Raw genomic sequence first — 6,131 nt, 5'->3', positions numbered from 1 at the left:
GCCATCATTGGTCCTCCGCTTTCCTAACTATAAGGGCGGACCACTTCAAAGGGGGAGGCTCAGCCATGCCAATTCGTCTGTCCGATGCCAATATTACTGATCAAAACGACATCGACACGCTCATGCACATTATCGAGAGCCGCGATTTTTTAAAAGCCATCGGTGAGCATGGAAAAATTACGCCGAATGTGATCAAAGACATCGTGTACTCAGCACGCTGAGCCAAAAGACAGCCCACTGCACAAACGGCGAGCTTTTTTGTGCATACACCCCGTTTCTCGCGAAATCTCAAGTGACAAACACATTCGTCGCCCACTAGTCCTGTGAGATATCAGAGCATCTTTTCGCAAATTATAAGGGAGAAACGGATATGTTACAGTTATCCGATACCCAAACTAAAAACGCCCTGCCCTTCCGACCATTGGTCGAGGCCTTGAGAACAATGTTCAAAGAGGGCTGCGAGATGCCTGTTCGGCACCATCATACCATGGGCGTGCCAGATAAAGCTGATGCCACCTTGTTACTCATGCCCGCCTGGCAATCAGGCGCCTATTTTGGCGTAAAGCTCGCCAGTGTGTTTCCGAGTAATGCAGATATTGGGCTTCCTGCAGTCTCCGCCACTTATCTGCTTTCTGATGGCAAAACAGGCGCACCGCTTGCGTTGGTTGATGGCGGCGAACTTACGGCCCGCCGAACTGCAGCAGCCTCAGCACTTGCTGCAGACTACCTTGCTCGCAAGAACGCAACGAGCCTTACAATGGTCGGCACAGGCCGTCTCTCAGCAAACCTCATTGAGGCACATTGTTCAACAAGACAGATTGAAACTGTAACCCTCTGGGGCCGTAACTACGACAAGGCAAAGGATAATGCGCAGGACCTGAGCACAAAACTTGGCGTTAAGGTTGTCGCAGAGCAATCTCTTCCAAAAGCTGTTGAGCAAGCTGATATCGTTTCCGTTGCAACACTGTCCAATGCTCCCCTGATACAGGGTGAATGGCTGTCCGATGGATGTCATCTTGATCTTGTGGGCGGTTTCACTCCAAAAATGCGCGAAGCAGATGACGCTGCTATCTCCCGCTCACGCATTTTTGTCGACACTCGTGCAGGCGCAATGAAGGAAGCTGGAGACCTGACCATCCCGCTAGCAAACGGTACGTTGAAACCTGAAGATGTTCAGGCGGATCTTTATGACCTCACCAGAGGCGACAACATCGGCAGAGCAAGCGAAAATGAAATCACCTTCTTCAAATCTGTCGGTGCTGCATTGGAGGACTTGGCAGGAGCAATCCTCGCCTATGAGAACTCAAAAGAATTGCTAAACGCGTAGACAAATCTATGCTCAGCACAGTTATCCATTTCTGTGCTGAGCCCAAAACCGTTGCCGCATCTCTGCCGTTCTGAAGTGTGTAAAGTGTAAATCCCGCTGCATGGACACCAACGGCTGATAATGAAGCAGATCGATTTCCTTGGTCGCAACTGGCCTCAAACTATCCAGCACATAGCATGCACCTTGAAATTGAACCGTGGTCACAGCGTGTATGACCTTCCGCCTGCTATCCTTCACCACAACAAACCGCAGATCTGGTTCCTCATAGCCCAGCGCTAACAGACTGAAATATTTAGCAATCGCATAGTCCTCACAATCACCATGAAAGCCCAGAAACTGCAAAGGTGCACGCCAGACGTCCGCTTGCCCAGCGGCAATCGCCTGAGGATCATATCCAGCACTTTCATTGATATAAGAATTGAGCAGCGAAAGCTGTCGCAGTGACTTGCTGTGTCCCACACCACGAATAATGCGTGACCAATAGTCAACGGAACCTGCGCACCGCAGATTTCCAGCAAAACATTCCTTTAAGGAGGCCAATTGTTGGTCACATTCAGGCAAGACGACCTGCCATTTCCTGAAAGCCCTGCTATTGCCGCCATTAATTTCAACCGACCCAAACAACCCAAAGCTTTCCTGCTTTTTTGTGGCATTTGGACCCGTAAACCTCATCAGAGAGAACAGACGACGGCGGCGCACTTTATTTTGATAGCTAAACCGCAGATTATGGGCTTGCGCACTGGACATACTGGACACAATGCCAGTCAGAAATGCTGCTTTAACCACCATCCCTACAAAGCTTCGTCGCAAAAAACCGCGTTTCCTGCGGTGTTTGCCCCGGTATTCCGGAAGAGCCATAACGCATTACCGTTCTCTTAGCGCCTCCTCACGTGCACGATTGACTGGCTTAAGAATGTAAGAAAGCACACTCTTTTCTCCAGTGAGTATATCGACGGAGGCGACCATCCCTGGAAGGATGGGAAGACTCTTGTTGCGACTTTCTAACCCTGTTTGTTTGGTTTTGATAATTACGGAGTAAAATTGCTCACGAGTACTTTCATCGTAAACAGTGTCTGCAGAAATTCCTTCGACTTGCCCGTCCAAGCCGCCATAAATGGAAAAATCGTAAGCACTGAGCTTAACAAGCGCTTGTTGCCCTTGATGAATAAAAGCAATGTCCTGAGGTTTGACCTTGGCCTCAACGAGCAAAACATCCTCAACGGGCACAATGGTCATAAGCTGCTGAGAAGGCGAAGCCACGCCGCCAATTGTACTCACATCAATCGTGTTGACGATGCCGTCCATGGGTGCGCGAATGTCTGCGCGATCAACCTTATCACCGGCCCCCTTGGAAGCTTCTGCAATAATGTCCAGTTGCGCTTGCACTTCGCTCAGCTCAGCGCGTGCTGTCTGTCGGAACTTGGTGTAAACACCTTCAATCTCCTGTTCGGCTTCCTCAACAGCCGCCTGCAATCGCCCCTCCGTGACCTGAAGCGTGTTGACCTGCCCTTCAAGATCGCCAATTTCACGCTGAAGCTTGAGCATGTCTGTACGGGGAATAATCTGCTTTTCGGCAAGCGGTGCTTTCAACTCTCGTTCTTCATTTGCAAGGCGCAGTAAATCAAGAACATTCCGTCTCTGGTTTTCTGAGGCTTCAAGTTCCGCCATACGCTGCGCAACACGCGAACGATTGATTGCGACTTGGCCCTCCAATCCTTCCAGATTGACTTGAAAAAGAGACAGCTCAGACGCAACAATCTGCTCAGCATTTTCATGATAGTGATAACTATATGCCAGCTCCTCCCCACGCTCCGGCCAAACGGATTGGAACTCTAAACGTTCACGAGCAATTTCCAACGCCAGTTGTTTTGCGACCAGCTCACCCAGATTGGAAGAAAACCCCGTATCATCCAAACGGATCAGAATATCGCCTTTACTGACAAGATCGCCCGTCTTTACGAGCACCTCTTTAACGATCCCTCCTTCAAGGCTCTGAATGACCTGTATCTTTGCAGATGGAATGACACGCCCATCTCCACGTGTCACTTCTTCCAGTTGCGCCCAACCGGCCCAAAGGACGAACGAAATCAAAAGCAACCCGATCATCAGGACCAACAAGCGCGTGCGTGCAAACACGGCATTTTCCAATCCAACGGACACCTGAGCAGCTCCACGCGGAAGTCGCTTGGTTTCAACGCCTAGCCTCATCCAATTTGTGACCCGTTCCATCAGATGCAATAGGCGCAAAGATAATCCCCCTAGAAACTCCCCAACAAGTTCCAGAGGCACGCGACCAACCGGAATCAAGCTATCCTTACCAAAGGTAACCCTCCTTGGTTTTTCTGAATACTACGGGGATCTATTGCGGAGAATTGCAGATTGGAACTGACAAAAACGGCCAAGCCGAAAACAAGAAAAGAAAAGATACCGCCTTCCGTAAAAAAGGAAGACACAACGTCGACTGAAGTCGCTTCCTCACACAAAGAGAGTGTTACAGTTGTTGAAGCCACAGTTTCGGTTGCAACATCAGAAGAAAACCAAAAAGCAAAACAGGAACCTGAAAGCACAACACCTGTTAATGACACCATATCAGATATTCACCCTACGGACTTGATCGACATCGACCCGTTACGGGGATGTCTCGAAATTTTGCTGGTTCAACATAACATGCCAGCAAACTCAGAGAACCTTATTGCAGGCCTGCCGCTAGAAAATGGTAAGCTCACCGCCGATTTGTTACAGAAGGCTCTCAAACGCGCAGGCTTTTCGACCAAGGCTTTCCGCCAGAAAATCACTGGTCTTTCTTCCCTTTTGTTTCCTGCCGTTCTGCTCCTTAAATCCGGCGGAGCATTGGTCATTCTAGAGAAGTACGATAAGAAATCCTATGCAGTCGCCCTCCCACATGCAGATGGCGGCGCCGTATTGGCGAAGCTGGATGAGCTCCAGGCGCTCTGCAGTGGAGAAATCATCGTTGCAAAACCGTTTTACAAACCAGAGGGCTCACAGGAACAAACAACGAAGGAAGACCGTTCCCATTGGTTCTTCGGTGGGATCCAAGCTGTTGCACGAGACTACGCCTTCGTTGCGCTTGCTGCAGCCTTCATCAACTTACTAGCACTGGCTTCACCACTCTTCACCATGAACGTATATGACCGTGTCTTACCCAACTCGGCCTTCCCTACACTTTGGGTTCTCACTCTTGGCGTAGCGGGCGCGTTACTATTTGACCTGCTGTTGAAGTCACTGCGTGCTTCCTTAATCTATTTTGCAGGCAAACGAGCTGATCTGATAATTTCCTCCAAACTGTTTGATCAGGCAATGCACTTGAAAATGGCGCATCGCCCTGCAAGCACTGCAGGCTTCCTCAACGAAATGCGTGAGTTCGAAACCATTCGCGAGTTCATGACATCAGCAACAATCGCAGCCATCACAGACCTTGCCTTCCTCGGCATGTTCCTTGGTCTGATCTGGTATATCGGCGGTCCCATGGTTTATCCGCTTCTTGCAGCAATCATGAGCGTGGTCACAATTGGACTGCTGATGCAGTTCCCTCTCAAAAGAGCCGTGGAAGCAACAGTTGCTGATGCTACGCTACGAAATGCACTGCTGGTAGAAAGTCTCTACGGCTTGGAAACAATCAAACTCCAACGCGCAGAAGGACAGCTTCTTGGCAAATGGGAGAGTGCCACAGCCGCAGCAGCCTCAGCGCAAAACAAAGTCAGATCGCTTTCTACCTGGGCTTTAAACCTAACGGGCTTTTTGCAGCAACTCACCACAGTCGCCCTTCTGGTCACTGGCGCATATCTGTTCTCAGAAAAGCTTATCTCCATGGGCGGGATTGTGGCCTGTGTGATCCTTGGGGGACGAGCTGTTGCCCCACTAGCAACACTTTCCAGCTTTCTCGCACGGTTCCAACAGGTCAAAGCCGCTTACAAAAGACTGGACGCCATCAATCAGTTACCACGAGAAACACCGTGGGCCTCCAGGCACCTGAGCAAAACAATTGATCACGCTCAGGTTTCGCTAAAGAATATGAGCTTCACCTATCCGCAGGCTGCAGAGCCAACATTGAAAAACCTGAACCTATCCATTTTCGCAGGAGAGCGCATCGCCATACTCGGCCCTGTCGGCTCTGGAAAATCCACTCTGGGCCGAATATTGAGCGGTCTTTATTCTCCAGAGTCAGGAAGTTACGCCATCGACAATTTGGATCATCAGCAATTTGCACCCACGGAACTGCGAAGATCCATATGTTACATCGGGCAGGATGCTAGCCTTTTCTCTGGATCCATCAGAGACAACATCAAATTAGGTCGCCCTGAAGCCTCAGATGCAGAGCTGGTCAAAGCAAGTGAGCTTTCCGGAGCATTGGAGTTTATCGATGCCCATCCGCACGGATTTGCCAGATTGATTGAGGAAGGTGGCCGTGATCTGTCATCCGGGCAAAGACAAAAGCTCATCCTGGCCAGAGCATTCATGGGCACCCCAAAACTACTGTATCTGGATGAACCAACAGGCATGATGGATGGCCAGACCGAACAGCAGTTCATCAATGCCCTCTCATCCTCGGTCACCTCGCAGCAAACCTTAATCATTGCTACACACCGCACAGCGCCACTTTCTCTGGTTGATAGGCTGATCATTCTGGATAAGGGCCGTATTCTCGCTGATGGCCCAAAGGAAAAAGTCATCCATATCCTTTCAAAAGGAACTGGATGAACTGAGGACTTAAAGCAGTTCGCATTTAAGTTGAAACACCTGAACTGCTTTAGTCTTTGTTTTTGCGTATCTTTATCCGAAAACC

The 6,131-nt window shown here is 49.8% G+C and carries 4 protein-coding genes and 1 pseudogene; 3 read left to right on the top strand and 2 right to left on the bottom strand.

Annotation, left to right across the window (positions count from 1 at the left end; translation table 11 throughout):
- Together PsWM33_RS27095 and PsWM33_RS07255 are read left to right on the top strand one after the other, a co-directional pair.
- Positions 1 to 221 (top strand): annotated as a pseudogene (locus PsWM33_RS27095) (hypothetical protein); the annotation flags it as partial.
- Positions 222 to 370: 149 nt separating this feature from the next.
- Complete coding sequence (locus PsWM33_RS07255) at positions 371 to 1,327, top strand: ornithine cyclodeaminase family protein (protein WP_063299725.1); 957 nt, start codon at positions 371 to 373, stop codon at positions 1,325 to 1,327.
- A 21-nt stretch (positions 1,328 to 1,348) separates the two neighbouring features.
- Here the strand turns inward: PsWM33_RS07255 and PsWM33_RS07250 are convergent, their stop codons facing one another.
- Positions 1,349 to 2,185 carry a transglutaminase-like cysteine peptidase gene (locus tag PsWM33_RS07250; RefSeq protein ID WP_208991949.1) on the bottom strand — a complete coding sequence of 279 codons (837 nt, stop codon included), beginning with the start codon at positions 2,183 to 2,185 and terminating at the stop codon, positions 1,349 to 1,351.
- 6 nt (positions 2,186 to 2,191) lie between these two features.
- Positions 2,192 to 3,574 carry an HlyD family type I secretion periplasmic adaptor subunit gene (locus PsWM33_RS07245; RefSeq protein ID WP_244276662.1) on the bottom strand — a complete coding sequence of 461 codons (1,383 nt, stop codon included), beginning with the start codon at positions 3,572 to 3,574 and terminating at the stop codon, positions 2,192 to 2,194.
- Positions 3,575 to 3,706: 132 nt separating this feature from the next.
- On the opposite strand from PsWM33_RS07245, the gene PsWM33_RS07240 reads away from it, so the two are divergent.
- Complete coding sequence (locus PsWM33_RS07240) at positions 3,707 to 6,046, top strand: type I secretion system permease/ATPase (protein WP_063299723.1); 2,340 nt, start codon at positions 3,707 to 3,709, stop codon at positions 6,044 to 6,046.
- Positions 6,047 to 6,131: the final 85 nt, after the last annotated feature.

The sequence above is a fragment of the Pseudovibrio sp. WM33 genome (assembly GCF_001623165.1).
GTDB lineage: Bacteria > Pseudomonadota > Alphaproteobacteria > Rhizobiales > Stappiaceae > Pseudovibrio.
The sequence above is the reverse complement of the archived record's forward strand: the minus strand, read 5'-3'. Positions and strand labels throughout refer to the sequence as shown.

Coding starts and splice junctions, on each gene's coding strand:
- PsWM33_RS07255 (WP_063299725.1), top strand. CDS start 371: ATGTTACAGTTATCCGATACCCAAACTAAAAACGCCCTGCCCTTCCGA.
- PsWM33_RS07250 (WP_208991949.1), bottom strand. CDS start 2,185: ATGGCTCTTCCGGAATACCGGGGCAAACACCGCAGGAAACGCGGTTTT.